This is a genomic window from Pseudomonas sp. P20 (assembly GCF_016463925.1).
In the GTDB taxonomy this organism is placed as follows: Bacteria; Pseudomonadota; Gammaproteobacteria; order Pseudomonadales; family Pseudomonadaceae; genus Pseudomonas; species Pseudomonas aeruginosa.
Genome location: NZ_JAEMVM010000001.1, coordinates 192,682 through 217,177, shown reverse-complemented (window position 1 = coordinate 217,177; position 24,496 = coordinate 192,682). Strand labels below are relative to the sequence as shown.

Sequence of the window (24,496 nt, the reverse complement as noted above, 5' to 3'; positions counted from 1 at the left end):
AGGATGCCGTGCTCCTCGAGGATCAGGGCGACGATCTGCGGCACCGTGAGGTGCTGGAAGATCCGCTGGTTGTTGCGCTGGGCGAGGTAGGCCAGGTGTGGGACGAGGGTGAGGCGATAGCGGGTCAGGCGCTTGCCGGCATCGCCTTGGGCAGCGCCGTAGACCAGGCCGTGGACACCCTGGCCCTGCGGGGTGAAGGCGAGGAAGGCGGGCCGGTGCATGAGCGCTTCGAGGTCGAGGCCGGCGCGCTCGCTGACCAGTTCGAGTTCGAAGCGGTAGGGCCGGCTGATGCCTTCGTGGCCGTTGAAGGCGAGGACCTGCAGGTCGTGACGGAGGCCGTCGAGGCTGAGGCTGAAGTGGGTCTGGTTGGCCGGGTTGAACATCCGCTGTCCCCTGTTTCTCGAAAAACCTGCACGGCTGGCGTCCCTGTTCGCCGTGCTCGATCCGAAGTGCGTGATCGCGCGGATGCTACGTCAAAAAAACTGTGCAAATTGTTGCGCACATCGCCGGAAAACCGCGGCGCGCCTGAGTCTCAGTACTATGAAACAAAATATGTCAGGGAAAATCCGATGGGCGCAGACTGAGCGAAAAAGCGCTACCGCAACCCGAGCAGGATGCTGCTCCGCCCGGATCGACGGAGGTTCCACGGAGCGTCCGGCACTCCGCAGAGAGCGGTTCTATTGCAACCTGGCCCGCTCCAGCAGCGCCCAGGCCAGGGCGAAGGTCGGTTCGCCATCCTCGCTCTGCTCGCTGGCGCTGACCACGATCCACCGCGCGCCCGCCGGCTTGGCTGCCCACAGACGGTATTCGCTGCCTGCGGAGCCGCCGTCGTCTTCCTCTACCTTGTAGCGCGCCTCGCCGTCGCCCAGGCGCCTGCTCGCCAGGTCGGTCGGGGGCGGCGCGTCCCGGCGCTGGACCTCCAGTTGGCGTGGGTTGCGCAGCTTGCCGCCTTCGTCGAAGCGGAAGCCCTCGGCGCTGCGCCGCGCGTCGAAGCCGACGGGGCGCTCCACCACCAGGCCGTTCGGGTGGGTCAGGGTCTTGTCGAAGTCCACCCCGGACTCCGCGGTGCAGGCCAGCAGGGCGAGGCTGGCGAGAATCAGGGCGACTGTCTTCATGGGAACCTCATTCCAGGGTCGAGGAAGGTGGCGTAGGCATCGTCGACGAACATCGGCCAGCCCGGCGACAGGTTGTCGTCCCAGGGACGCGAGGTGTATTCCGAGGCCAGCGCGCGGACATTGTCCCGCGGCCAGTTGCGCGGATTGCCGGCGTAGGCGCGGAGATCGATGGAGGGAAATGCACCGCGGGTCTTCGGCAGCTTGCGCAGGTCCTGTTGCGACGCCAGGTTGGCGACGTAGCGGATGTAACGGGCGGTGGCGAAGATGTTGAATTCGTCGGAAGCCAGCAGGGTGGCGACCGCCTTGCGCGACAGACCGCGGCGCACCGGCTGGCCGAGCAGGTCGGTGAACAGCTCGTACTTGATCGCGGTGGAGACCACTACCTGGCCGAGGCCGATGGAGGTGTTGGCGCTCTTGATGCTGACTGCCGCCTGATAGTCCTTGGCGTCTTCGTCGCGAGTCTGGTCACGCTGCTCGGCGAGGATGATCGCGCCGATCAGTTGCGGCGTCAGGTCGTACTTGCGCGCGGCCGCGGACATGACCTTGGCCCGCGACGGCGGGTTGCCCGGATAGGCGTCGGGGAACAGCGTGCTGATCGGCTGGCCGACCAGCGTCTGTGCCTGGTTCAGCTTGTCTTGCGGCGACAGCTGGCTCAGGTAGGCGCCCAGGTCGCCGAGCGGGTTGCTGTACTTGGTGACGGTCGCCGGGTCCTTGTTGAGCAGCTTGAGCTGGTCGCCGAAGGCAATGGACGGCAGGTCGGTCGGATTGACGCCGGTGGCGCCGACCCCGCTGAACGGACCCTGGATCGCCTGGCTGGCCACCCCGGTGGCGCCGGCCGCGGCGAAGCCCAGGCGGCCAGCGGCGTCGGCGAGGTCGGCGCAGATGTCGAAGAAGGTGATGGTGGGGAAGTAGATCCAGTTGTCGGTCTGGGTGCCCAGGGGATTGTTGATCAGGCTGCGGATCAAGGCATTGCGTGCCTGGTAGCGCTGCATGGTGGTGCGCCCGGCGATGCTGGCGATCAGCGAGCGCGCCAGTTCCGGCGGGCCCACCCGCTGGAACAGCTTGATCAGCGAGCCGCTCTTGTCGAGTGCGGCGATGGTCGCATCGGGCACGTTGTCGTTGCGGATCGCGGCGATCACCCGGCGGGCTTCCTGGCGGGTCACCTGCCAGTCGTCCCAGCTATAGGAAATCAGTGACTCGATCAGGTCGCTGGTGGCGGTCATCGGTCTTCCTCCTTGTGAGTTGCCAGGCCCGTCAGGCGGTCCTGGGCGAAAGAGCGGACCCTCCCGGTCCGCCCGTATGCCTGGGCTCAGCGCGCCTCGTTCTTGCCGGGCCGCCGCAGCCAGCGCCACAGGCCGCGCAGCAACAGGCCCAGCGGCAGCAGCACGACGAGGAACGGCAGGCTGTAGGCGAAGAACTTCATTGCGGCGATGGTGCCATCGACAAGGTCGTCGAGCAGTTGCCCGGCGGCCGTGGCGAGCTGGCCGAGGCGGCTGTCCGGCTGCGCCTCGCTGCTGAAGCTCAGGGTCAGCAGGTTGGTAGCGATGCGCCGCTGCTGCTGGGCGCCGGCCTGGGCGTTGTCGGCCAGTTGGGCTTCCACCGCGGCGATTTCCTTGGCCAGGGCCAGCAGGTCGCCGACGCTCATGTCCTTGCGCCCCTGGTATTGCTGCAGGGTCTGGTACTCGCGTTGCAGGCGCTCGCGTTGCTGGCGGGTGTCGGCGACCGCCTGGGCCAGGTCCTCGGCGCGGGTCTGCCGGCTTTCCAGCGTGCCGCCCTCGGCAGCGGCCGCGACCAGCTTCTCCACGCCGTCCGGGACGATGCGCACGGTGAGTTCGGCGTAATGGCCGATACCGCCGCGTTGTTCGATGGCGAGCACGTCGCACTGGCCGAAGCGCTCGCTGTTGCAGGCGTCGCGGCTGGCGGCGAGTTGCGCGTCGATACGCGCGGCGGGAAGGCGGATGCCGACGCGGTGTTCGTAGGCGAGGGCGGTGCCGGGTTTGCCCGTCTCGCCCTGGAAACCGGCATTGCCGGAGACGCTTTCGGCGTGTTCGGCGGAGCATCCGTAGAGCGCCGCCAGCAGGACGCCGGCGGCAAGCTTCCATGCGTTCATTCTATCGAGCCCTCCATGGCTTCGTGGTCTGCGTTACTTGACGCGCTGGCCCGGCTTGGCTCCGCTGTCCGGACTCAGCAGGTAGATCTCCTCGCCACCCGGGCCGGCGGCCAGGACCATGCCCTCGGACACCCCGAACTTCATCTTGCGCGGCGCCAGGTTGGCCACATAGAGCGTCAGGCGGCCTTCCAGGGCGCTCGGGTCGGGATACGCGCTCTTGATCCCGGAGAACACGTTACGCTTCGCGTCGCCGATGTCCAGCGACAGGCGCAGCAGCTTGTCGGCGCCTTCGACGAATTCGCACTTCTCGATCAGGGCGATGCGCAGGTCGACCGCGGCGAAAGCGTCGAAGTCGATCTCCGCGGCGATGGGTTCCTTGACCAGCTCGCCGTTGCCGGCGGGTTGGGATGCGGCGGCGGCGAGGTCTTCCTTGGAGGCTTCGATCATGGCTTCTACTTTCGCGGGCTCGATACGGGTCATCAGGGGCTGGAACGGGTTCAACTGGTGGTTGGCCAGCAGGGTCTGGTGGTCGGCCCAGGTCAGCGGGGCGACGTTGAGGAAGGCTTCGGCGGCGGCGGCCAGCTTCGGCAGCACCGGCTTGAGGAAGATCACCAACTGGCGGAACAGGTTGATGCCCAGGCCGCAGACGGCCTGGACCTTGTCCTGCTGGCCTTCCTGCTTGGCCAGCGCCCAGGGCGCCTGTTCGGCGATCCAGGCGTTGGCGCGGTCGGCGAGGGCCATGATCTCGCGCATGGCGCGATTGAAGTCGCGGGCCTCATAGGCCTCGGCGATGCCCGGTGCGGCCTCGCGGAAGGCGGCGAGCAGCTCCGGCGCCGGATCGGCGCCGACCAGCACGCCGGCGTTGCCCTTGTGGATGAAGCCGGCGCAGCGGCTGGCGATGTTGACGACCTTGCCGACCAGGTCGGAGTTGACCTTCTGCACGAAGTCCTCGAGGTTCAGGTCGAGGTCCTCGACGCCGCGGCCGAGCTTGGACGCGTAGTAGTAGCGCAGGTATTCCGGGTCCAGGTGGTCGAGGTAGGTGCGCGCCTTGACGAAGGTGCCGCGCGACTTGGACATCTTCTGGCCGTTCACGGTCAGGTAGCCGTGCACGTTCAGCGCGGTCGGCTTGCGGTAGCCGGCGCCTTCGAGCATGGCCGGCCAGAACAGCGCGTGGAAGTTGACGATGTCCTTGCCGATGAAGTGGTACAGCTCGGCGCCGGAGTCCTTGCCCCAGAACGCGTCGAAGTCCAGCTCGGGACGCCGCGCGCAGAGGTTCTTGAAGCTGGCCATGTAGCCGATCGGCGCGTCCAGCCAGACGTAGAAGTACTTGCCGGGAGCGTCGGGAATCTCGAAGCCGAAGTACGGCGCGTCACGCGAGATGTCCCACTGCTGGAGGCCGCTGTCCAGCCATTCGGCGAGCTTGTTGGCCACCGACTCCTGAAGGGCGCCGCTGCGGGTCCATTGCTTGAGCATGGCCTCGAAGTCCGGCAGCTTGAAGAAGTAGTGCAGCGATTCCTTGAGCACCGGGGTGGCGCCGGAGATCGCCGATTTCGGGTCCTTCAGTTCGGTCGGGGCGTAGGTCGCGCCGCAGGCCTCGCAGTTGTCGCCGTACTGGTCGGCGGTGCCGCACTTCGGGCAGGTGCCCTTGATGAAGCGGTCGGCGAGGAACATCTGCTTTTCCGGGTCGAAGTACTGGGTCACCGGGCGGGTGTCGATGTGCCCGGCGTCGCGCAGTTTCAGGTAGATCGCGCTGGACAGCTCGCGGTTCTCTTCCGAGTGGGTCGAGTGGTAGTTGTCGAAGTCCACCAGGAAGTCGGCGAAGTCGCCCATGTGCTCGGCGCGCACGGCGTCGATCAGTTGCTCGGAGGTGATGCCCTCGCGCTCGGCGCGGAGCATGATCGCCGAACCGTGGGCGTCGTCGGCGCAGACGTAAACGGCCTGGTTGCCACGCATCTTCTGGAAGCGCACCCACATGTCCGTCTGGATGTACTCCAGCATGTGTCCCAGGTGAATGGAACCGTTGGCGTAGGGGAGGGCGCTGGTAACGAGGATCTTGCGTGGTTCGGACATGGGTTCGGCTTATCGGCTGAGAGCTAAACGGATCGGTCACTATAAAGAAGCGGCGGTTTTTTTTCATCCGCGCGCCACTCGGGTAGGATGACCGGCATCGATTCCCCGCTTAACCCTCAGGAAATCCCCCATGTCCGCTATCACTCGCCAAACGGTGGAAGCCACCCTCCGCCAGTACCAGGACCCCTATCTGAACCAGGACCCCGTCAGCGCCGGCTGCCTGCGCGAGGTGGAGATCCAGGGCGACCGCGTGCGGGTGCGCCTGGAACTGGGGTACGCCGCCGGGCTGTTCAGAAACGGCCTGGCGCAAACCCTGCAAATGGCCCTGGAGGCGCTCGACGGCGTCGCTCGCGCCGAGGTCCGGGTCGACTGCGTGATCCAGCCGCACAAGGCACAGCCGCAGGTCGAGGTGATGGGCAACGTGAAGAACATCGTCGCGGTGGCTTCCGGCAAGGGCGGCGTCGGCAAGTCCACCACCGCCGCCAACCTGGCCCTGGCCTTGGCCCGCGAGGGTGCGCGGGTGGGCATCCTCGACGCGGACATCTACGGACCCAGCCAGGGCATCATGTTCGGCCTGCCGGAAGGCACCCGGCCGAAGGTCCGTGAGCAGAAGTGGTTCGAGCCCCTGGAGGCGCACGGGGTGCAGGTGATGTCGATGGCCTTCCTCACCGACGACAGCACGCCGGTGGTCTGGCGCGGGCCGATGGTCTCCGGTGCCCTGATCCAACTGATCACCCAGACCGCCTGGGACAACCTCGACTACCTGGTGGTGGACATGCCGCCGGGCACCGGCGACATCCAGCTGACCCTGGCGCAGAAGGTGCCGGTGGCCGGCGCGGTGATCGTCACCACCCCGCAGGACCTGGCGCTGCTCGACGCGAAGAAGGGCGTGGAGATGTTCCGCAAGGTGAACATCCCGGTGCTCGGCGTGGTGGAGAACATGGCGGTGCATATCTGCTCCAACTGCGGCCATGCCGAGCACCTGTTCGGCGAGGGCGGCGGCGAGAAGCTGGCGGCGCAGTTCGGCGTCGAGCTGCTGGCGTCCATGCCGCTGTCGATCGCCATCCGCACCCAGGCCGACAGCGGCCGGCCGACGGTGATCGCCGACCCGGAAAGCCAACTGGCGATGCTCTACCAGGAAATCGCCCGCCATGTCGGCGCGCGCATCGTTCTCAGCGAGCGGGCCAGCGTCGGCCTGCCGAACATCAGCATCAGCGACGACTGAGGCGCTCGGGCAGCCGTCGGCGACGGCTGCCTTTGCCCTGGGGCGGCGGCCCCGGTAAGATTCGCGATCATTTTTCGCAGCTTTCGACAGGACACCCTCCATGACCATCAAATCGGACAAGTGGATTCGCCGCATGGCTCAGGAGCACGGCATGATCGAGCCGTTCGTCGAGCGCCAGGTGCGCGGCGCGGACGACAGCCGGGTGATTTCCTACGGGGTGTCCAGCTACGGCTACGACGTGCGCTGCGCCGCCGAATTCAAGGTGTTCACCAACATCCATTCGGCGGTGGTCGATCCGAAGAACTTCGACGAGAAAAGCTTCGTCGACATCAACAGCGACGTCTGCATCATCCCGCCGAACTCCTTCGCCCTGGCGCGCACCGTCGAGTACTTCCGCATCCCGCGCGACGTCCTGACCATCTGCCTGGGCAAGAGCACCTACGCGCGTTGCGGCATCATCGTCAACGTCACCCCGCTGGAGCCGGAGTGGGAAGGCCATGTGACCCTCGAGTTCTCCAATACCACCAACCTGCCGGCGAAGATCTACGCCAATGAAGGCGTGGCGCAGATGCTCTTCCTGCAATCCGACGAGGCCTGCGAAGTGTCCTATAAGGACCGTGGCGGCAAATACCAGGGCCAGCGCGGCGTGACCCTGCCAAAAGCCTGACGCCAGAGCGTTTCGACACCGGAAACCGGGCCTGGCGCCCGGTTTTTTCATGCCTTTTCCGCCAACCCCTCGCTGTTCCCCGCCGGCCGCTCTGGCACGCCTTATCGCGGGCGGGCAGGGGCTTATGCGCAGGCGGCCGCCCGTCCTGTGAAATCTGGCAGTTACCGTTAGCTTTCGAATTGGCTAAAAAGTGTTCATCGGCTACGCGTGAACACGGACGCCAATCGTTTGCGCAGGCCGATCTGCAAGACCCACACAAGCCCCTCGCCTGAAGGGGTACGCATCCGCCGTGGCTGGTCCGCGCGGATGGCCGCTGAGTTACTTGTCTGCCGTTCGAACAACAAGAACGAACTCTACGTAATGCCGGGATACCCGTGGCAGCGATAGCTGTTTGCCTGTTCGAAAATTTTTGGGAGGTGTGAAATGCGGCGCGAAAGTCTGTTGGTATCGGTTTGCAAGGGCCTGCGGGTACATGTCGAGCGCGTTGGGCAGGATCCCGGGCGCAGCACGGTGATGCTGGTCAACGGCGCGATGGCGACCACCGCCTCGTTCGCCCGGACCTGCAAGTGCCTGGCCGAACATTTCAACGTGGTGCTGTTCGACCTGCCCTTCGCCGGGCAGTCGCGGCAGCACAACCCGCAGCGCGGGTTGATCACCAAGGACGACGAGGTGGAAATCCTCCTGGCGCTGATCGAGCGCTTCGAGGTCAATCACCTGGTCTCCGCGTCCTGGGGCGGTATCTCCACGCTGCTGGCGCTGTCGCGCAATCCGCGCGGCATCCGCAGCTCGGTGGTGATGGCATTCGCCCCTGGACTGAACCAGGCGATGCTCGACTACGTCGGGCGGGCGCAGGCGCTGATCGAGCTGGACGACAAGTCGGCGATCGGCCATCTGCTCAACGAGACCGTCGGCAAATACCTGCCGCCGCGCCTGAAAGCCAGCAACCATCAGCACATGGCTTCGCTGGCCACCGGCGAATACGAGCAGGCGCGCTTTCACATCGACCAGGTGCTGGCGCTCAACGATCGGGGCTACCTGGCTTGCCTGGAGCGGATCCAGAGCCACGTGCATTTCATCAACGGCAGCTGGGACGAATACACCACCGCCGAGGACGCCCGCCAGTTCCGCGACTACCTGCCGCACTGCAGTTTCTCGCGGGTGGAGGGCACCGGGCATTTCCTCGACCTGGAGTCCAAGCTGGCCGCGGTACGCGTGCACCGCGCCCTGCTCGAGCACCTGCTGAAGCAACCGGAGCCGCAGCGGGCGGAACGCGCGGCGGGATTCCACGAGATGGCCATCGGCTACGCCTGAACCCTTGACCTGCGAAGACCCGGCCTGGCCGGGCTTTGCGGTTGCATAACGCACGGAGTAGCCCCATGCACGCCATCCTCATCGCCATCGGCTCGGCCGGCGACGTATTTCCCTTCATCGGCTTGGCCCGGACCCTGAAATTGCGCGGGCACCGCGTGAGCCTCTGCACCATCCCGGTGTTTCGCGACGCGGTGGAGCAGCACGGCATCGCGTTCGTCCCGCTGAGCGACGAACTGACCTACCGCCGGACCATGGGCGATCCGCGCCTGTGGGACCCCAAGACGTCCTTCGGCGTGCTCTGGCAAGCCATCGCCGGGATGATCGAGCCGGTCTACGAGTACGTCTCGGCGCAGCGCCATGACGACATCGTGGTGGTCGGCTCGCTCTGGGCGCTGGGCGCACGCATCGCTCACGAGAAGTACGGGATTCCCTACCTGTCCACGCAGGTCTCGCCATCGACCTTGCTGTCGGCGCACCTGCCGCCGGTACACCCCAAGTTCAACGTGCCCGAGCAGATGCCGCTGGCGATGCGCAAGCTGCTCTGGCGCTGCATCGAGCGCTTCAAGCTGGATCGCACCTGCGCGCCGGAGATCAACGCGGTGCGCCGCAAGGTCGGCCTGGAAACGCCGGTGAAGCGCATCTTCACCCAATGGATGCATTCGCCGCAGGGCGTGGTCTGCCTGTTCCCGGCCTGGTTCGCGCCACCCCAGCAGGATTGGCCGCAACCCCTGCACATGACCGGCTTCCCGCTGTTCGACGGCAGTATCCCGGGGACCCCGCTCGACGACGAACTGCAACGCTTTCTCGATCAGGGCAGCCGGCCGCTGGTGTTCACCCAGGGCTCGACCGAACACCTGCAGGGCGACTTCTACGCCATGGCCCTGCGCGCGCTGGAACGCCTCGGCGCGCGTGGGATCTTCCTCACCGGCGCCGGCCAGGAACCGCTGCGCGGCTTGCCGAATCACGTGCTGCAGCGCGCCTACGCGCCACTGGGAGCCTTGCTGCCATCGTGCGCCGGGCTGGTCCATCCGGGCGGTATCGGCGCCATGAGCCTGGCCTTGGCGGCGGGGGTGCCGCAGGTGCTGCTGCCCTGCGCCCACGACCAGTTCGACAATGCCGAACGGCTGGTCCGGCTCGGCTGCGGGATGCGCCTGGGCGTGCCGTTGCGCGAGCAGGAGTTGCGCGGTGCGCTGTGGCGCTTGCTCGAGGACCCGGCCATGGCGGCGGCCTGTCGGCGTTTCATGGAATTGTCACAACCGCACAGTATCGCTTGCGGTAAAGCGGCCCAGGTGGTCGAACGTTGTCATAGGGAGGGGGATGCGCGATGGCTGAAGGCTGCGTCCTGAACGGTGCTGGCATAACAGATAGGGTTGCCATGATTTTGCCGTATCGGCAAGGCTGCGCGCTTGACAGCGTCATACCCCGGGCCAATTCTGCTGTGATGCATTTTATCGATCAGGGCTTACTGCAATGAGGAATGACGGAGGCTTTTTGCTGTGGTGGGACGGTTTGCGTAGCGAGATGCAGCCGATCCACGACAGCCAGGGCGTGTTCGCCGTCCTGGAAAAGGAAGTGCGGCGCCTGGGCTTCGATTACTACGCCTATGGTGTGCGCCATACGATTCCCTTCACCCGGCCGAAGACCGAGGTCCATGGCACCTATCCCAAGGCCTGGCTGGAGCGATACCAGATGCAGAACTACGGGGCCGTGGATCCGGCGATCCTCAACGGCCTGCGCTCCTCGGAAATGGTGGTCTGGAGCGACAGCCTGTTCGACCAGAGCCGGATGCTCTGGAACGAGGCTCGCGATTGGGGCCTCTGTGTCGGCGCGACCCTGCCGATCCGCGCGCCGAACAATTTGCTCAGCGTGCTTTCCGTGGCGCGCGACCAGCAGAACATCTCCAGCTTCGAGCGCGAGGAAATACGCCTGCGGCTGCGTTGCATGATCGAGTTGCTGACCCAGAAGCTGACCGACCTGGAGCATCCGATGCTGATGTCCAACCCGGTCTGCCTGAGCCATCGCGAACGCGAGATCCTGCAATGGACCGCCGACGGCAAGAGTTCCGGGGAAATCGCCATCATCCTGAGCATTTCCGAGAGCACGGTGAACTTCCACCACAAGAACATCCAGAAGAAGTTCGACGCGCCGAACAAGACGCTGGCTGCCGCCTACGCCGCGGCGCTGGGCCTCATCTGAAGCGCAGGGCGCGCCGGCCGGCGCGCCCTACCAGATTTGGCAGGTTGCCTGCCGTTCATCCTCCTTTAGTCTTCCCCCTCATGTGTGTGCTGGTATGTCCTCCGACTGAGAGGGCCCAGGAGTATCAGGGTAGGGATGCCGCCTTTTTTTCTCGGCCGGCACGACACGGGGACTTGGTCATGATCGAATTGCTCTCTGAATCGCTGGAAGGGCTTTCCGCCGCCATGATCGCCGAGCTGGGACGCTACCGGCATCAGGTCTTCATCGAGAAGCTGGGCTGGGACGTGGTCTCCACCTCCAGGGTCCGCGACCAGGAGTTCGACCAGTTCGACCATCCGCAAACCCGCTACATCGTCGCCATGGGCCGCCAGGGTATCTGCGGTTGCGCCCGCCTGTTGCCGACGACCGACGCCTACCTGCTCAAGGAAGTCTTCGCCTACCTGTGCAGCGAAACCCCGCCCAGCGATCCGTCGGTATGGGAGCTTTCGCGCTACGCCGCCAGCGCGGCGGACGATCCGCAACTGGCGATGAAGATATTCTGGTCCAGCCTGCAATGCGCCTGGTACCTGGGCGCCAGTTCGGTGGTGGCGGTGACCACCACGGCCATGGAGCGCTATTTCGTTCGCAACGGCGTGATCCTCCAGCGCCTCGGCTCGCCGCAGAAGGTCAAGGGCGAGACGCTGGTCGCGATCAGCTTCCCGGCCTACCAGGAGCGCGGCCTGGAGATGCTGCTGCGCTACCACCCGGAATGGCTGCAGGGCGTACCGCTGTCGATGGCGGTGTGAGGTCGTCAGCCGTTTCGCGCACTTTTTTCCGCTTCTCCTGCCGCATGCTCGGCCCGCGCCCCGGCGTCATCGGGCGTTCCCCTGCATTCCGGGATTTGGCCGCGGCTGCCGACTTGCGTAGTCTCTCTGCGGTCCGCCATCCCGAGGAGTCGCCATGCCGAAGTCATTCCGCCATCTCGTCCAGGCCCTGGCCTGCCTTGCGCTGCTGGCCAGCGCCAGCCTCCAGGCGCAGGAGAGCCGCCTCGACCGCATCCTCGAGAGCGGCGTGTTGCGCGTCGCCACCACTGGCGACTACAAGCCCTTCAGCTACCGCACGGAGGAGGGCGGCTATGCTGGCTTCGATGTGGACATGGCGCAGCGCCTGGCCGAGAGCCTGGGGGCCAAGCTGGTAGTGGTGCCGACCAGTTGGCCGAACCTGATGCGCGATTTCGCCGACGACCGCTTCGACATCGCCATGAGCGGCATCTCGATCAACCTGGAGCGCCAGCGCCAGGCGTATTTCTCGATTCCCTACCTGCGCGACGGCAAGACGCCGATCACCCTCTGTAGCGAAGAAGCGCGTTTCCAGACCCTGGAGCAGATCGACCAGCCGGGCGTGACGGCCATCGTCAACCCCGGCGGCACCAACGAGAAGTTCGCCCGGGCGAACCTGAAGAAGGCCCGGATCCTGGTGCATCCGGACAACGTGACGATCTTCCAGCAGATCGTCGACGGCAAGGCCGACCTGATGATGACCGACGCCATCGAGGCCCGCCTGCAGTCGCGTCTGCACCCGGAACTCTGCGCCGTGCATCCGCAGCAACCCTTCGACTTCGCCGAGAAGGCCTACCTGCTGCCGCGCGACGAGGCCTTCAAGCGCTACGTCGACCAGTGGCTGCACATCGCCGAGCAGAGCGGCTTGTTGCGCCAGCGCATGGAGCACTGGCTCGAATACCGCTGGCCCACCGCGCACGGCAAGTAATACAGGGCCGGCGAGGGTGGCCGCGGGCCCGCGCGGCCTTCCTTGGCGGCGGCAAAAACGTTATGGTCGGCGCCCCATCCTGGTGCCTGGTCCATGCGTTATCTACTGTTCGTCACCGTCCTCTGGGCGTTCTCCTTCAACCTGATCGGCGAGTACCTCGCCGGCCAGGTCGACAGCTACTTCGCCGTGCTTACCCGGGTCCTTCTCGCTGGCCTGGTGTTTCTCCCGCTGACCCGCTGGCGCGGCGTCGAACCGCGTTTCGTCGGCGGGGTGATGCTGGTCGGCGCGCTGCAGTTCGGCATCACCTACGTCTGCCTGTACCTGAGCTTCAACGTGCTGACGGTGCCCGAGGTGCTGCTGTTCACCGTGCTGACGCCGGTCCACGTGGCCCTGTTCGACGACCTGCTCAACCGCCGCTTCAACTTCTGGGCCCTGGCCGCCGCGCTGGTAGCGGTGCTGGGCGCGGCGATCATCCGCTACGACGGGATCACCGGCGAGTTCCTCCAGGGCTTCCTGCTGCTGCAACTGGCCAACGCCACCTTCGCCGCCGGCCAGGTGCTGTACAAGCGCCTGGTGCGCAAGTACCCGTCCGAGCTGCCGCAGCGCCAGCGCTTCGGTTATTTCTTCGTTGGCGCGCTGCTGGTGGCGTTGCCTGCCTGGCTGCTGTTCGGCGATCCGCAGCGCCTGCCGGCCGGCGAGCTGCAATGGGGCGTACTGGTATGGATGGGGCTGCTGGCCACCGCCCTCGGCCAGTTCTGGTGGAACAAGGGCGCCACCGAGGTGGACGCCGGTACCCTGGCGGTGATGAACAACCTGCACGTGCCGGTCGGGTTGCTGCTCAACCTGCTGATCTGGAACCAGCACGCCGACCTGCCGCGCCTGGCCCTGGGCGGCGCGGTGATCGTCGCTTCGCTGTGGGTCAACCGGCTCGGCCGGCGCGAGGTGCGTGCATGAGGATTTCCGGACAGGGCGTGCTGCTGTCGCTGGCCGCCTCGGTGCTGTTCGTTACCCTGCCGGGCTACGTCCACCTGCTGGAGCCGCTGGACAGCCTGCAGGTGGTGGCGCATCGGGTGGTCTGGTCGATCCCGATGGTATTCCTGCTGGTCGTCGCCACCCGCCAGTGGCCGACCCTGCGCGCCGCCTGGTGCCGGCTGTTCGCCGAGCCCTGGCTGCTGGCCTGCTTCCCGCTGACCGCGGCGATGATGCTGCTGCAATGGGGCATCTTCATCTGGGCGCCGTTGGCCGGGAAAACCCTTGAACTGTCGCTGGGCTACTTCCTCCTGCCGCTGGCGATGGTGCTGGTGGGGCGGGTGTTCTACGGCGAGCGCCTGACGCCGCTGCAGGCTATCGCCGTGGCCTGCGCGCTGGCCGGGGTGCTCCACGAGTTCTGGCTGACCCGCGCGTTCTCCTGGGTCTCCCTGGTCACCGCGCTGGGCTATCCCCCGTACTTCATGCTGCGGCGCAGGATGGGCGTGGACGCGCTGTCCGGGTTCGTCTTCGAGATGCTCTTCCTGCTGCCGCTGGCGTTGGCCGCGCTGTACTGGCTGGGCGACGAGAGCCAGGCCTTCCGCGAGGCGCCGCGCCTGTGGCTGCTGCTGCCGATGCTGGGGCTGATCAGCGCGCTGGCCTTCGGCGCGATGATGGCTTCCAGCCGGCTGCTGCCGATGGGGCTGTTCGGGATTCTCAGCTACGTCGAACCGGTGCTGCTGTTCCTGGTGGCGGTACTGTTCCTCGGCGAGGCGTTCCGTCCCGAGCAGCTATGGACCTACGCGCCGATCTGGCTGGCGGTGCTGTTGACCGGCTGGGACAGCGCGCGCCTGCTGAGGAAACAGGCGCGGCGGGGCATCTGAGCGAGCCGCAGGCGCCGGAATCAGCGCTTGCGGGTGCTTTCGACCTGGGCGAGGGTGGTCGGCAGGATGCGCTTGCCGGCCAGGTAGTGGCGTTTCCAGTAGCTGCTGTTGAGGTCGGAGACGCGGACCTTCTTGCCGCGCCGCGGCGCATGCACGAAGCGGTCGTTGCCGACGTAGATGCCGACGTGGTCGACGCTGCGGCTGCGGATCCGGAAGAACACCAGGTCGCCCGGTTGCAGCTTGCCGCGGGAGACCTTGTTGTTGTCCATGTTGTAGATGGCGCGGGCGGTCCGCGGCAGGTCGACGTCATCGACGTCCTGGAACACATAGTTGACCAGGCCGCTGCAATCGAAGCCTTTCTTCGGCGTGGTGCCGCCCCAGCGGTAGGGGGTGCCGATCATGCTGAAGGCGCGGTCGGTGACTTCGGAAGCGGCGGCCGCGACCACCGAGCGGTTGGCGGACTGGCGGGTGCTGACGACCCGGCTGGGCGACAGGGTGGAATTCTTCGACGGCTTGAAGGTGTGGGTGACCTGGTTGGAAGCCAGGCTGGGCGTCGAGAGGGCGGCCAGAAGGGCCGCGAAGCCTACAGACAGGCATGTCAAAAAGGGTGAACGCATTTCGGCATGTCTTCGCGTGCGTGAATAACGGTCCAGGCTTCCGCTGGTTCGTGGTTACTCTCTGTTCATCGGAGTGTCTTCTGGGTGACCGGAACGAGCCCTCCTGACTCTTCCGACCAGGCCGTCAAACGAAACGGCCAACTGCTTCCGGGCCTGGATGCATTCAGGTTGTCCCGGCGATAACGGGCTTAACGAAGGAAAATCGGGGACTCATCGGCGTTCCCAGCGTATTCCCCTACGAAAGCGGCGGCTATTGTGACCTATTTTGACGCCGGCCTTCTGACCATTCGTCGAATGATCGGTTCCGGATGTGACGCGCCGGTTTCGCCGTGCAAGTGGCGATACTTGCGGGTCCGGCAATGACCTGTTGTTCGCCGTGGCCTTGGAAAGCCTCTGCGCCGGGGGTATGTTCGTGGTCCCCGTACCCGAGTGAAGCCCGTAGAAGCGAGTCCAGATATGACCGAAACAGCCAAGCGTCCCTTGTACGTTCCCCATGCCGGCCCTTCGCTGCTGGAGATGCCGCTGCTGAACAAAGGCAGCGCGTTCAGTACCCAGGAACGCATCGATTTCAACCTGCAGGGCCTGCTGCCGCACAACATCGAGACCATCGAGGAGCAGACCGAGCGCGCCTACAGCCAGTACAACCTGTGCAACACCGATCTGGACCGCCACATCTTCCTGCGCTCGATCCAGGACAACAACGAGACCCTGTTCTTCCGCCTGCTCGAGGAGCACCTGGAAGAAATGATGCCGATCATCTACACCCCCACGGTCGGCCAGGCCTGCCAGGAGTTCTCGAAGATCTACCGGACCCACCGCGGCCTGTTCATCTCCTACCCGGACCGCGAGCGGATCGACGACATCCTGCGCAGCGCCACCAAGAACAACGTGAAGATCGTGGTGGTCACCGACAGCGAGCGGATCCTCGGCCTCGGCGACCAGGGCATCGGCGGGATGGGCATCCCGATCGGCAAGCTGTCGCTGTACACCGCCTGCGGCGGTATCAGCCCGGCCTACACCCTGCCGGTGGTGCTGGACGTCGGCACCAACAACCCGGACCTGCTCAACGACCCGATGTACATGGGCTGGCGCCACGAGCGGGTGAGCGGGGCGCAGTACGAGGAGTTCGTCGACCTGTTCATCCAGGCGATCAAGCGCCGCTGGCCCAACGTCCTGCTGCAATTCGAGGACTTCGCCCAGACCAATGCCATGCCGTTGCTGGAGCGCTACAAGGACGAGCTGTGCTGCTTCAACGACGACATCCAGGGCACCGCCGCGGTGGCCGTGGGCACCCTGCTGGCGGCTTGCAAGGCCAAGGGCGAGAAGCTCAGCGAGCAGACCGTGACCTTCGTCGGCGCCGGCTCCGCCGGTTGCGGCATCGCCGAACAGATCATCGCCGCCATGCAACTGGAGGGCCTGGACGAGGCCCAGGCGCGTCGGCGCATCTTCATGGTCGACCGCTGGGGCCTGCTCACCGACGACATGAGCAACCTGCTCGACTTCCAGCACCGCCTGGCGCAGAAGCGCGCCGATCTCGGTGCCTGGGGCGGCCAGCAGGGCGACGACCTGGCGTTGCTGGAAGTGATCCGCAATGCCCGGCCGACGGTGCTGATCGGCGTCTCCGGGCAGCGCGGGCTGTTTTCCGAAGAGGTCATCCGTGAGCTGCACAGCCATTGCAAGCAGCCGCTGGTGATGCCGCTGTCCAACCCGACCTCGCGGGTCGAGGCGACTCCGCAGGAAATCCTCAACTGGACCGACGGCCAGGCGCTGGTCGCCACCGGTAGCCCGTTCCAACCGGTGCAGGTGGGCGACAAGCGGATTCCCATCGCCCAGTGCAACAACGCCTATATCTTCCCCGGCATCGGCCTGGGGGTGATCGCCGCGCGGGCCAACCGGGTCACCGAAGGCATGCTGATGGCCGCGGCCAACGCCCTGGCCAACTGCTCGCCGATCGTTACTCAGGGCGAGGGCGCCGTGTTGCCGGCGCTGGGCGACATCCGCGAGGTCAGCAAGCGCATCGCCGTCGCCGTGGCCAAGCAGGCCCAGGCCGAGGGCAAGGCCCTGCATACCAGCGACGAGGTACTGAACGACGCCATCGAGGCGAACTTCTGGTTCCCGCGCTACCGTGCCTACCGCCGGACTTCGTTCTGAGGCTCAGCCGCAGGCTGCGCACGGGGGAGAGGCGTTAACCGCCGATATTCCGCGCGATCGGTGCGAGAACGCGAAAAGGCCACCCCGAGGTGGCCTTTTTCGTTGACGGTAGCGCTCAGCGCACATGATCGGGGCGCGTCCGGTGTTCGGCCTGGGTTTCCGGGTTTTCCGCCGCGCGCCGCGCCAGGGCCGGCAGGACATGATCGCGCAGCAGCGGCGCGAGATTGTCCGGCTGCGCTTGGCCGGGGACCAGCCAGGCCAGTTCCTCCAGCTCCGCCTGCGCACAGACGGCGTGGGGCAAGCGGGCGACGTAGATATCGGCATCGACGCGGGTGTTCGCCTCGTTGGCCGCCGGCGCCTGGAAGCTGCCGAGGTGCTCGAAGGTCGAGGCGCCCATCGGCAGGCGCAGTTCCTCCAGCAGTTCGCGCTGTAGCGCGGCGAGGGGCGTTTCGCCCGGCTCGCGCTTGCCGCCCGGGAGCATGAAGGCCTGGGTGCCGCGCTTGCGCACCAGCAACAGGTTGCCCTGGTCGTCGAACAGGCAGGCGGCGGAAATGCTCAGCAGGTTGTCGGTCATTGCGGGTCGTCCTCGGCGATCACCTGGTAGCGCATCTGTACGATGCCGCTGTTGTAGCCATGTTGTTCCAGCAGTTGCAGGCGCCGCTCGCGGCCGCCGGCGAACAGCGGGATGCCGGCGCCGAGCAGCTGCGGAATGACGCTGACGATCACCTCGTCGAGCAGCCCGGCCGCCAGGCAACTACCGGCGAGGCTGCCGCCGCCGGCCAGCCAGACCCGCCGGCAGCCCTGTTCGCCGAGGCGTGCGAGGCCTTCCTGGGGCGTGTCATGGCGCAACTCGACGCCTTCCACCGCGCTCTCCCGGGGATTGCGGGTGAGCACCTGGCAGGGCTTGCCCGGATACGGCCAGTCGCCGAAGCCGCGCACGATATCGTAGGTGCCGCGGCCCATCAGCAGCCCGTCGATGCCCTGGTAGAAGCCGTTGTAGCCATGGTCGTTGCCGCCCTCGGCGAAACGGTCGAGCCAGTCGACGCTACCGTCGGGACGGGCGATGAAGCCGTCCAGGCTGGTGGCGACGTAGTAGATCAGGTGCGGTTTCATGGACGGCGCTCCCCTCGCTTCAGACAGTGGCTTCGTCGCTGCGGCTCGGTGCGGCCAACGCCTCGAACGAACGGGCCTCGGCGTCACGCCCTTCGAGCATGCCCTGCAGCCCCTGGCGCAGGTCCTGGCCGCTGGGCTGCTGGTAGGCGCCGAGGCCGAACTCCGGCATCACCGCCAGCAGGTAGTCGAACACGTCGCCCTGGATGCGCTCGTAGTCGACCCAGGCGGTGGTGCGGGTGAAGCAGTATATCTCCAGCGGGATGCCCTGGGCGGTCGGCTGCAACTGGCGGACCATGCAGGTCATGTGCGGATGGATGTCCGGATGGTTCTGCAGGTAGGCGAGGGCGTAGGCGCGGAACGTACCGATGTTGGTCAGCCGGCGGCGGTTGGCGGCCAGCGGGGCGACCCCGCCGTTGGCGGCATTCCACTCCTGCAACTCGGTCTGCTTGCGGGCCATGTATTCGGTGAGCAGGCGCACCTGGCTCAGGCGCCGCTCTTCCTTCTCGTCGAGGAAACGCACCTGGCTGGAGTCGACGTAGATCGCCCGCTTGATCCGCCGTCCGCCGGACTGCTGCATGCCGCGCCAGTTCTTGAACGACTCCGACATCAGGCGCCAGGTCGGCACCGAGACGATGGTCTTGTCGAAGTTCTGCACCTTCACGGTGTACAGGGTGATGTCCACCACGTCGCCGTCGGCGCCGACCTGCGGCATCTCGATCCAGTCGCCGACTCGCAGCATGTCGTTGCTGGTGAGCTGCACGCTGGCGACGAAGGACATCAGGGTGTCCTTGTAGACCAGCAGGAGGACCGCCGACATCGCGCCGAGGCCGGACAGCAGCAGGAGCGGCGAGCGGTCGATGATGATCGAGACGATGATGATCGCGCCGAACACGAACACGGCGATCTTCGCCAGTTGCACGTAGCCCTTGATCGAGCGGGTGCGGGCGTGCTCGGTACGCGCGTAGATGTCCAGCAGGGCATTCAGCAGCGCTGTGAGGGCGAGGATCAGGAACAGCACGGTGAAGGCCAGTGCCAGGTTGCCGAGGAAGTGCGCGGCCTTGTCCGGCATCTCCGGGATCCATGGCAGGCCGAATTGCACCAGCAGCGAGGGCGTGGTCTGCGCCAGGCGCTGGAACACCTTGTTGCGGATCAGGTCGCCGAGCCAGTGCAGCGCGGGCTGGCGGGCGAGCAGGTTGGCGGCGTAGAGGACGATGTAGCGGGCCACCCGGCCGAGGATCAGGGCGCCCACCAGCAGCAGGCCGAAGGCCAGGCCGGCGTGCAGGATAGGGTGTTGGTCGAGCGCCGACCAGTACCCGGAGAGCTGGTCGAGAAGGGATGTGGAGTCCATGGACAGGCGACTTCCTTTGTTGCGGGCGGGGGGGACGGGCCGGCCCCGCGGTTGAACGGACATCCCGACGCGGGGGCCGGGAACGCACAAAGGAACCAAGAGTGCCCCATCGGGCGCCGGATCGCATCCCCGACGTGTCTACAAAGGTTTTCCGCCGACGCGCGGGCTCAGCCGGCAAGCTCCTCCAGGGTGCGCCCGCGGGTCTCGATGCCGAAGGCCCAGACCACCAGGGCGGCGACGCCGAAACAGAGGGCGCCGAGGGTGAACACCCCGCCCTGGCCGGTGAGCGGCAGGACCAGCCCGGTGACCAGCGGGCCGAGCAGCGAGCCGATCCGCCCGACCGCCGAGGCGAAGCCCGAGCCGGTGGCGCGCGCGGAGGTCGGATAGAGTTCCGGGGTATAGGTGTAGAGCACCGCCCACATGCCGAACAGGAAGAACTGCATGGCCAGGCCGAAGCCGATCAGCAGTGCCAGGCTGCCGCCGAACACCGCGGTCTGGCCGTAGGCGTAGGCCATCGCGCCGCCGCCGAGGAGCATCAGCACGCAGCTCGGCTTGCGGCCCCAGCTTTCCACCAGCCAGGCCGCGCAGAGGAAGCCGGGTATCCCGGCCAGCGAAATCAGCACCGTGTAGTACACCGACTGGGTGACGGCGAAGCCGGATTGCTGGAGCAGCGCGCTGAGCCAGGAGGTCAGGCCGTAGAAACCGAGCAGGGCGAAGAACCACAGGCCCCAGACGGTCAGGGTGCGGCGCCGGTAGGCTGGCGACCAGAGCTCGGCGAAGGCGCTGAAGAAGCCCGGACGGCTGCGTTCCCGCTGCGGCTGGCGCAGCGGCGGCGGCAGTTCGGTCAGGCCCAGCGAACGCATCACCCGTGCTTCTATGTCGCGCAATACCCGGTCCGCCTGTTCGCGCCGGCCGGCCTGCTCCAGCCAGCGCGGCGACTCGGGAATCAGGAAGCGGATGGCGAGGAAGAACACCGCCGGCAGCGCCAGCACCAGGAAAATGCTGCGCCAGCCGGTCAGCGGCAGCAGGAAGTAGGACAGGCAGCCGGCAGCGACGAAGCCCAGCGGCCAGAAGCCGTCCATCAGCGCAATGTACTTGCCGCGGCGGCTGGCCGGGATCATCTCCGACAGCAGCGACTGGGCGATGGGAAACTCCATCCCCATGCCGATCCCCAGCAATACCCGGTAGAAGGTCAGGCTGTCGAGGTCGCCGGCGGTGGAGCACAGGTAGCTGGCCAGGCCCCAGAGCACGATGCTGGCCTGGAATACCGGCTTGCGCCCGAAGCGGTCGGCGAGCATGCCCGACAGGGCCGCGCCGATCACCATGCCGAAGAAGCTCGAGCTGGCCAGCAGCCCGGCCTGCGCCGAGTCGAGCCCGAACTCGGCTTTGATCGAGCCGAGCAGGAAGGTCATCATCGCCAGGTCCATCGAGTCGAAGAAGAACGCCAGCGCGATGATCACGAAGACCAGTCGGTGATACGGACTCAGCGGCAGCCGTTCGAGGCGTTCGGCGGCGGATGCGGGCGCGTCGGGCATGACCTGGTTCCTCTGGGCGGCGGGCGTCGAACGAGTCTGCGATCGCCGCCCGCGCCGTGCTTGCCTGGCGGCGACCCGGCGTCGAGCCGATTGCGACGCCGGCGCTGGCCGTCGCGCCGCGCGAATAAAGCCTGCGCGCCGGCGCGGCAACCGTTAGGCTATGCACCTGTCCATTTTCACGTGCAATGCCGAGGTCTCCCTTGTTCAGCCAATTTCCCCTCCACGAACGCCTGCTGAAGGCACTGGAAAGCCTGTCCTTCAGCGAGCCGACGCCGGTCCAGGCCGCGGCCATTCCCAAGGCGCTGGAGGGGCACGACCTGCGGGTCACGGCGCAGACCGGCAGCGGCAAGACCGCGGCCTTCCTGCTGCCGCTGCTGCACCGCCTGCTGGCCGAGGACAAGCCGCGCTCCCTGGCGCGCGCGCTGATCCTCCTGCCGACCCGCGAGCTGGCCCAGCAGACCCTCAAGGAAGTCGAGCGCTTCGCCCAGTTCACCTTCATCAAGGCCTGCCTGATCACTGGCGGCGAGGACTTCAAGGTGCAGGGCGCGCGCCTGCGCAAGAACCCGGAGATCATCATCGGCACCCCCGGCCGCCTGCTCGAGCAGCGCAACGCCGGCAACCTGCCGTTGCAGGACATCGAGGTGCTGGTGCTGGACGAGGCCGACCGCATGCTCGACATGGGCTTCGCCGACGACGTGCTGGCCCTGGCCAATGCCTGCCCGGCCGAGCGCCAGACCCTGCTGTTCTCCGCCACCCACAGCGGCGCCGGATTGAACAAGGTGATCGCCGAGGTGCTGCGCGAGCCGCAAGTGCTGCGCCTGAACCAGGTCGGCGAGCTGAACGAGAACGTCCGCCAGCAGGTCATCACCGCCGACGACGTGGCGCACAAGGAACAGTTGCTGCAATGGCTGCTGAGCAACGAGACCTACACCAAGGCCATCGTCTTCACCAATACCCGGGTCTCCGCCGATCGCCTGACCGGGCGGCTGATCGCCAACCAGCACAAGGTCTTCGTCCTGCATGGCGAGAAGGACCAGAAGGACCGCAAGCTGGCCATCGAACGCCTGAAGCAGGGCGCGGTGAAGATCCTCGTCGCCACCGACGTCGCCGCACGCGGCCTGGACGTCGAAGGCCTGGACCTGGTGATCAACTTCGACATGCCGCGCAGCGGCGACGAGTACGTGCACCGCATCGGCCGGACCGGTCGCGCCGGCGCCGAGGGCCTGGCGATCTCGCTGATCTGCCATGGCGACTGGAACCTGATGTCGAGCGTCGAACGCTACCTCAAGCAGAACTTCGAACGACGCAACATCAAGGAACTGAAGGCCGCCTACCAGGGGCCGAAGAAACTCAAGGCGTCGGGCAAGGCCGCCGGCAGCAAGAAGAAAAAGCAGGACAGGAAGGGCGCCGCCGCCAAGCCCGCGGCCAAGCGCAAGCCCGCCGCGCGGCCGAAGGCCGGGCCGTCGGCGGTGGTCAGCGCCGACGGCATGGCGCCGCTCAAGCGCAAGAAGCCGACGGCGGAGTGATCGCGCGCCGCCGACCGCTTCGGAGGGCGGATAACCGTTTTCGGTTATCCGCCGCGCCGGCGTTGGATGGCGGATAACGCCGCTGGCGCTGTCCGCCCCGGGGGACTGCCTGGCCCCGTTCTCAGCTCCCCGCCGTCGCGCCCGCCTCGTCGTTGGCCGGCGGCGTGGCACTCTTCACCAGCGGCGTATCGTAGCTGCTGGCCTCGTAGCTCACGCAATGGCGGATCTGCGGCGGACCGTCGCCGGCATGCAGGGCGGTGACGTTGTCGATGACGATCTTGTCGGCCAGGGTCATGCGGTCGAGCATGCGCAGGTGCTGGATCCAGTTGTCCACCAGGAACAGTTCCTGCCAGACCTCCGGGTTGCTCACGTCGCGGAACAGCGACCAGCGCTCCGCGCCGTTGCGCAGGCGCAGGCGGCGCAGCGGCTGGGCGGCGCGAACGAAGTCGCGGGTGCGCTCGGCGGGAATCCGGTATTCGATGGAGACCAGCACCATGCCCCGCCGCGTGTTGAAGACGAAGCTCGGCTGCCCGGGCATGCTCGCCGGCGCGCGGGAAATACTGGCGGCGTCCATTTCCGGCAGGCGCGAGTTGTACAGGAGGATCACCGAGGCCAGCAGCAGGCAGCCGGCGGCCAGCAGCGCGCCGTGCACGGTCATGGTCTCGGCGAGATGGCCCCAGAGGAACGAACCCAGCGCCAGGCCACCGTACAGCGCGGTCTGGTACAGCGCCAGGGCGCGCGCCTTGATCCAGTCGGGGACGAGGATCTGCACCGCCGAGTTGTAGGTGGCGAGGGCGCCGATCCAGCAGCCGCCACCGAGGATCAGCACCGGGAACAGGACCCAGAGGTTGTCCACCAGGCCGAGGGTCAGCAGGATCAGCGCCAGGGTGAAGCCGGCCAGGCTGATCAGCCGGCTGCTGCCGATCCGCTGGCGCAGGCGCGAGACCTGGGTGCTGCCGAGGATCGCGCCGAGGCCGAGGGCGCCGAGCATGTAGCCGTAGATCGCCGCGTCGCCGTCCGGGTTGCGGTGCGCCAGCAGCGGCAGCAGGGCCCAGACCGCGCTGGCGGAGAGGCCGAAGGCGAAGGAGCGCATCATCACCAGGCGGGTGACGGTGGAGTACTGGGTGAAGCGCAGCGCCGCGGTGACGCCTTCGAGGATGCCTTCCGGCGGCAGGCTGCGCTTGGGCACGTCGCGCCGCCACTGCCAGATCGCCCAGATCAGGGCCATGTAGCAGAAGCTGTTGAACAGGAACACCCAGGCCGGTCCCACCGCGCTCAGCAACAGGCCGCCGAGGGCCGGGCCGGCGGCGCGGGCGACGTTGTAGTTGACGCTGTTGAGCAGCACCGCGTCGCTGACCATGCGCGCCGGCACCTGCTCGTTGACCGCCGCCTGCCAGGCCGGGATGGTCACCGAGCCGCCGAGGGAGATCCAGAGGATGGAGATGATCAGCAGCACCGGGTCGAGGTAGCCGAGGAAGGCCAGCAGGGTGGCGAACATCGCCCCGGTCATCTCGAAGCTGAGTCCCCAGAGCATGATCTTGCGCCGGTCGTGGTTGTCGGCGATGACCCCGGAGAGGATCGACAGCAGCACCAGCGGCAGCGCCGCGGCGACCTGGATCATCGCCACCATCAGCGGGCTGGCGTGGGCGTCGGTGACCACCCAGGCGGCGGCCACCGACTGGGCCCAGGTGCCGAGGTTGGCGAACAGGTTGCAGATCCAGATGATGCGGAAGGCCTGGATCGAGAACGGCGCCCAGGTGCCGGTGCGTTCTGGCTTGGCCGCTTGGCCTTCGGGTTTGAGGGGCAGGTCGTGCTTGGGCGAAACGGACTGGAGCATCAGATGGGTGCCTTGTATCAGCGTGCCTGATGTCGGGAAAGTCTAGCCGCCTGGCGCCTGGGCGCCATTGATGGCGGTC

Annotated in this window: 22 protein-coding genes; 11 read left to right on the top strand and 11 right to left on the bottom strand. The window is 66.7% G+C overall.

Annotation, left to right across the window (positions count from 1 at the left end):
- The 5 genes from JHD77_RS01015 to metG all read right to left on the bottom strand — a co-directional run.
- On the bottom strand, nt 1–383 hold a 383-nt coding region (locus JHD77_RS01015), incomplete at its 3' end, for a contractile injection system protein, VgrG/Pvc8 family (protein ID WP_253887096.1).
- Between the two features lie 294 nt (nt 384–677).
- Complete coding sequence (gene tsi3, locus JHD77_RS01010; protein ID WP_003117529.1) at nt 678–1,115, bottom strand: T6SS effector muramidase immunity protein Tsi3; 438 nt, start codon at nt 1,113–1,115, stop codon at nt 678–680.
- On the bottom strand, nt 1,112–2,338 hold the full coding sequence (gene tse3, locus JHD77_RS01005) for a type VI secretion system effector muramidase Tse3 (RefSeq protein ID WP_003092026.1): 1,227 nt from the start codon (nt 2,336–2,338) through the stop codon (nt 1,112–1,114). The genes tsi3 and tse3 overlap by 4 nt, the downstream gene beginning before the upstream one ends.
- An 86-nt stretch (nt 2,339–2,424) precedes the next feature.
- The gene (locus JHD77_RS01000) at nt 2,425–3,225 is read right to left on the bottom strand and encodes a DUF4349 domain-containing protein (protein WP_003117530.1); all 801 of its coding nucleotides are present in this window, start codon (nt 3,223–3,225) and stop codon (nt 2,425–2,427) included.
- 33 nt (nt 3,226–3,258) lie between these two features.
- Complete coding sequence (gene metG, locus JHD77_RS00995) at nt 3,259–5,295, bottom strand: methionine--tRNA ligase (RefSeq protein ID WP_031755534.1); 2,037 nt, start codon at nt 5,293–5,295, stop codon at nt 3,259–3,261.
- A gap of 130 nt (nt 5,296–5,425) precedes the next feature.
- On the opposite strand from metG, the gene apbC reads away from it, so the two are divergent.
- From apbC to rarD, 9 genes are all read left to right on the top strand, one after another.
- Nucleotides 5,426–6,520: an iron-sulfur cluster carrier protein ApbC gene (gene apbC, locus JHD77_RS00990; protein ID WP_003092020.1), complete on the top strand. Its 1,095-nt coding sequence runs from the start codon at nt 5,426–5,428 to the stop codon at nt 6,518–6,520.
- A 100-nt stretch (nt 6,521–6,620) separates the two neighbouring features.
- Nucleotides 6,621–7,187, top strand: a complete 567-nt coding sequence (gene dcd / locus JHD77_RS00985; protein WP_003092017.1) for a dCTP deaminase — start codon at nt 6,621–6,623, stop codon at nt 7,185–7,187.
- 423 nt (nt 7,188–7,610) lie between these two features.
- Nucleotides 7,611–8,498: a 3-(3-hydroxydecanoyloxy)decanoate synthase gene (rhlA, locus tag JHD77_RS00980; protein ID WP_003092013.1), complete on the top strand. Its 888-nt coding sequence runs from the start codon at nt 7,611–7,613 to the stop codon at nt 8,496–8,498.
- 65 nt (nt 8,499–8,563) lie between these two features.
- Nucleotides 8,564–9,844, top strand: coding sequence for a glycosyltransferase (locus tag JHD77_RS00975; protein WP_003117532.1), 1,281 nt, complete (start codon nt 8,564–8,566; stop codon nt 9,842–9,844).
- Nucleotides 9,845–9,968: 124 nt separating this feature from the next.
- Entirely contained in the window at nt 9,969–10,694 is a 726-nt protein-coding gene (rhlR, locus tag JHD77_RS00970; protein WP_003119559.1) for a quorum sensing system transcriptional regulator RhlR, read from the top strand.
- 179 nt (nt 10,695–10,873) lie between these two features.
- The gene (gene rhlI / locus JHD77_RS00965; RefSeq protein WP_031755535.1) at nt 10,874–11,479 is read left to right on the top strand and encodes an acyl-homoserine-lactone synthase RhlI; all 606 of its coding nucleotides are present in this window, start codon (nt 10,874–10,876) and stop codon (nt 11,477–11,479) included.
- Nucleotides 11,480–11,633: 154 nt separating this feature from the next.
- Nucleotides 11,634–12,440 carry a cyclohexadienyl dehydratase gene (pheC, locus tag JHD77_RS00960; RefSeq protein ID WP_003092003.1) on the top strand — a complete coding sequence of 269 codons (807 nt, stop codon included), beginning with the start codon at nt 11,634–11,636 and terminating at the stop codon, nt 12,438–12,440.
- A 93-nt stretch (nt 12,441–12,533) separates the two neighbouring features.
- On the top strand, nt 12,534–13,394 hold the full coding sequence (locus JHD77_RS00955) for a carboxylate/amino acid/amine transporter (RefSeq protein WP_003092000.1): 861 nt from the start codon (nt 12,534–12,536) through the stop codon (nt 13,392–13,394).
- Entirely contained in the window at nt 13,391–14,290 is a 900-nt protein-coding gene (rarD, locus tag JHD77_RS00950; protein ID WP_003103767.1) for an EamA family transporter RarD, read from the top strand. Before JHD77_RS00955 ends, rarD begins: the two co-directional genes overlap by 4 nt.
- Nucleotides 14,291–14,310: 20 nt before the next feature.
- Here the strand turns inward: rarD and JHD77_RS00945 are convergent, their stop codons facing one another.
- Complete coding sequence (locus tag JHD77_RS00945; RefSeq protein ID WP_003103763.1) at nt 14,311–14,907, bottom strand: C40 family peptidase; 597 nt, start codon at nt 14,905–14,907, stop codon at nt 14,311–14,313.
- A gap of 456 nt (nt 14,908–15,363) precedes the next feature.
- Here JHD77_RS00945 and JHD77_RS00940 point away from each other — a divergent pair, with 456 nt between their 5' ends.
- Entirely contained in the window at nt 15,364–17,058 is a 1,695-nt protein-coding gene (locus tag JHD77_RS00940) for an NAD-dependent malic enzyme (protein WP_003103761.1), read from the top strand.
- Between the two features lie 115 nt (nt 17,059–17,173).
- Here the strand turns inward: JHD77_RS00940 and JHD77_RS00935 are convergent, their stop codons facing one another.
- The 4 genes from JHD77_RS00935 to JHD77_RS00920 form a co-directional block, all read right to left on the bottom strand.
- Nucleotides 17,174–17,632 carry an NUDIX hydrolase gene (locus JHD77_RS00935; RefSeq protein ID WP_003113894.1) on the bottom strand — a complete coding sequence of 153 codons (459 nt, stop codon included), beginning with the start codon at nt 17,630–17,632 and terminating at the stop codon, nt 17,174–17,176.
- Complete coding sequence (locus JHD77_RS00930; protein WP_003103756.1) at nt 17,629–18,171, bottom strand: dihydrofolate reductase family protein; 543 nt, start codon at nt 18,169–18,171, stop codon at nt 17,629–17,631. Before JHD77_RS00930 ends, JHD77_RS00935 begins: the two co-directional genes overlap by 4 nt.
- 19 nt (nt 18,172–18,190) lie before the next feature.
- Complete coding sequence (locus JHD77_RS00925) at nt 18,191–19,519, bottom strand: mechanosensitive ion channel family protein (protein ID WP_003103754.1); 1,329 nt, start codon at nt 19,517–19,519, stop codon at nt 18,191–18,193.
- Nucleotides 19,520–19,686: 167 nt separating this feature from the next.
- Complete coding sequence (locus JHD77_RS00920) at nt 19,687–21,054, bottom strand: MFS transporter (protein WP_191519413.1); 1,368 nt, start codon at nt 21,052–21,054, stop codon at nt 19,687–19,689.
- 185 nt (nt 21,055–21,239) lie between these two features.
- Between JHD77_RS00920 and JHD77_RS00915 the strand changes: the two genes are divergently transcribed.
- Nucleotides 21,240–22,580 (top strand): DEAD/DEAH box helicase, encoded by a 1,341-nt coding sequence (locus JHD77_RS00915; RefSeq protein WP_003122185.1) that lies wholly within the window; start codon nt 21,240–21,242, stop codon nt 22,578–22,580.
- A gap of 121 nt (nt 22,581–22,701) precedes the next feature.
- Here the strand turns inward: JHD77_RS00915 and JHD77_RS00910 are convergent, their stop codons facing one another.
- Nucleotides 22,702–24,417, bottom strand: a complete 1,716-nt coding sequence (locus tag JHD77_RS00910) for an MFS transporter (RefSeq protein WP_003103747.1) — start codon at nt 24,415–24,417, stop codon at nt 22,702–22,704.
- Between the last annotated feature and the right edge of the window lie 79 nt (nt 24,418–24,496).

Excerpts from the sequence above, each read along its gene's own strand:
- tsi3 (WP_003117529.1), bottom strand. The coding sequence starts at position 1,115 with ATGAAGACAGTCGCCCTGATTCTCGCCAGCCTCGCCCTGCTGGCCTGC.
- tse3 (WP_003092026.1), bottom strand. The coding sequence starts at position 2,338 with ATGACCGCCACCAGCGACCTGATCGAGTCACTGATTTCCTATAGCTGG.
- JHD77_RS01000 (WP_003117530.1), bottom strand. The coding sequence starts at position 3,225 with ATGAACGCATGGAAGCTTGCCGCCGGCGTCCTGCTGGCGGCGCTCTAC.
- metG (WP_031755534.1), bottom strand. The coding sequence starts at position 5,295 with ATGTCCGAACCACGCAAGATCCTCGTTACCAGCGCCCTCCCCTACGCC.
- apbC (WP_003092020.1), top strand. The coding sequence starts at position 5,426 with ATGTCCGCTATCACTCGCCAAACGGTGGAAGCCACCCTCCGCCAGTAC.
- dcd (WP_003092017.1), top strand. The coding sequence starts at position 6,621 with ATGACCATCAAATCGGACAAGTGGATTCGCCGCATGGCTCAGGAGCAC.
- rhlA (WP_003092013.1), top strand. The coding sequence starts at position 7,611 with ATGCGGCGCGAAAGTCTGTTGGTATCGGTTTGCAAGGGCCTGCGGGTA.
- JHD77_RS00975 (WP_003117532.1), top strand. The coding sequence starts at position 8,564 with ATGCACGCCATCCTCATCGCCATCGGCTCGGCCGGCGACGTATTTCCC.
- rhlR (WP_003119559.1), top strand. The coding sequence starts at position 9,969 with ATGAGGAATGACGGAGGCTTTTTGCTGTGGTGGGACGGTTTGCGTAGC.
- rhlI (WP_031755535.1), top strand. The coding sequence starts at position 10,874 with ATGATCGAATTGCTCTCTGAATCGCTGGAAGGGCTTTCCGCCGCCATG.
- pheC (WP_003092003.1), top strand. The coding sequence starts at position 11,634 with ATGCCGAAGTCATTCCGCCATCTCGTCCAGGCCCTGGCCTGCCTTGCG.
- JHD77_RS00955 (WP_003092000.1), top strand. The coding sequence starts at position 12,534 with ATGCGTTATCTACTGTTCGTCACCGTCCTCTGGGCGTTCTCCTTCAAC.
- rarD (WP_003103767.1), top strand. The coding sequence starts at position 13,391 with ATGAGGATTTCCGGACAGGGCGTGCTGCTGTCGCTGGCCGCCTCGGTG.
- JHD77_RS00945 (WP_003103763.1), bottom strand. The coding sequence starts at position 14,907 with ATGCGTTCACCCTTTTTGACATGCCTGTCTGTAGGCTTCGCGGCCCTT.
- JHD77_RS00940 (WP_003103761.1), top strand. The coding sequence starts at position 15,364 with ATGACCGAAACAGCCAAGCGTCCCTTGTACGTTCCCCATGCCGGCCCT.
- JHD77_RS00935 (WP_003113894.1), bottom strand. The coding sequence starts at position 17,632 with ATGACCGACAACCTGCTGAGCATTTCCGCCGCCTGCCTGTTCGACGAC.
- JHD77_RS00930 (WP_003103756.1), bottom strand. The coding sequence starts at position 18,171 with ATGAAACCGCACCTGATCTACTACGTCGCCACCAGCCTGGACGGCTTC.
- JHD77_RS00925 (WP_003103754.1), bottom strand. The coding sequence starts at position 19,519 with ATGGACTCCACATCCCTTCTCGACCAGCTCTCCGGGTACTGGTCGGCG.
- JHD77_RS00920 (WP_191519413.1), bottom strand. The coding sequence starts at position 21,054 with ATGCCCGACGCGCCCGCATCCGCCGCCGAACGCCTCGAACGGCTGCCG.
- JHD77_RS00915 (WP_003122185.1), top strand. The coding sequence starts at position 21,240 with ATGCCGAGGTCTCCCTTGTTCAGCCAATTTCCCCTCCACGAACGCCTG.
- JHD77_RS00910 (WP_003103747.1), bottom strand. The coding sequence starts at position 24,417 with ATGCTCCAGTCCGTTTCGCCCAAGCACGACCTGCCCCTCAAACCCGAA.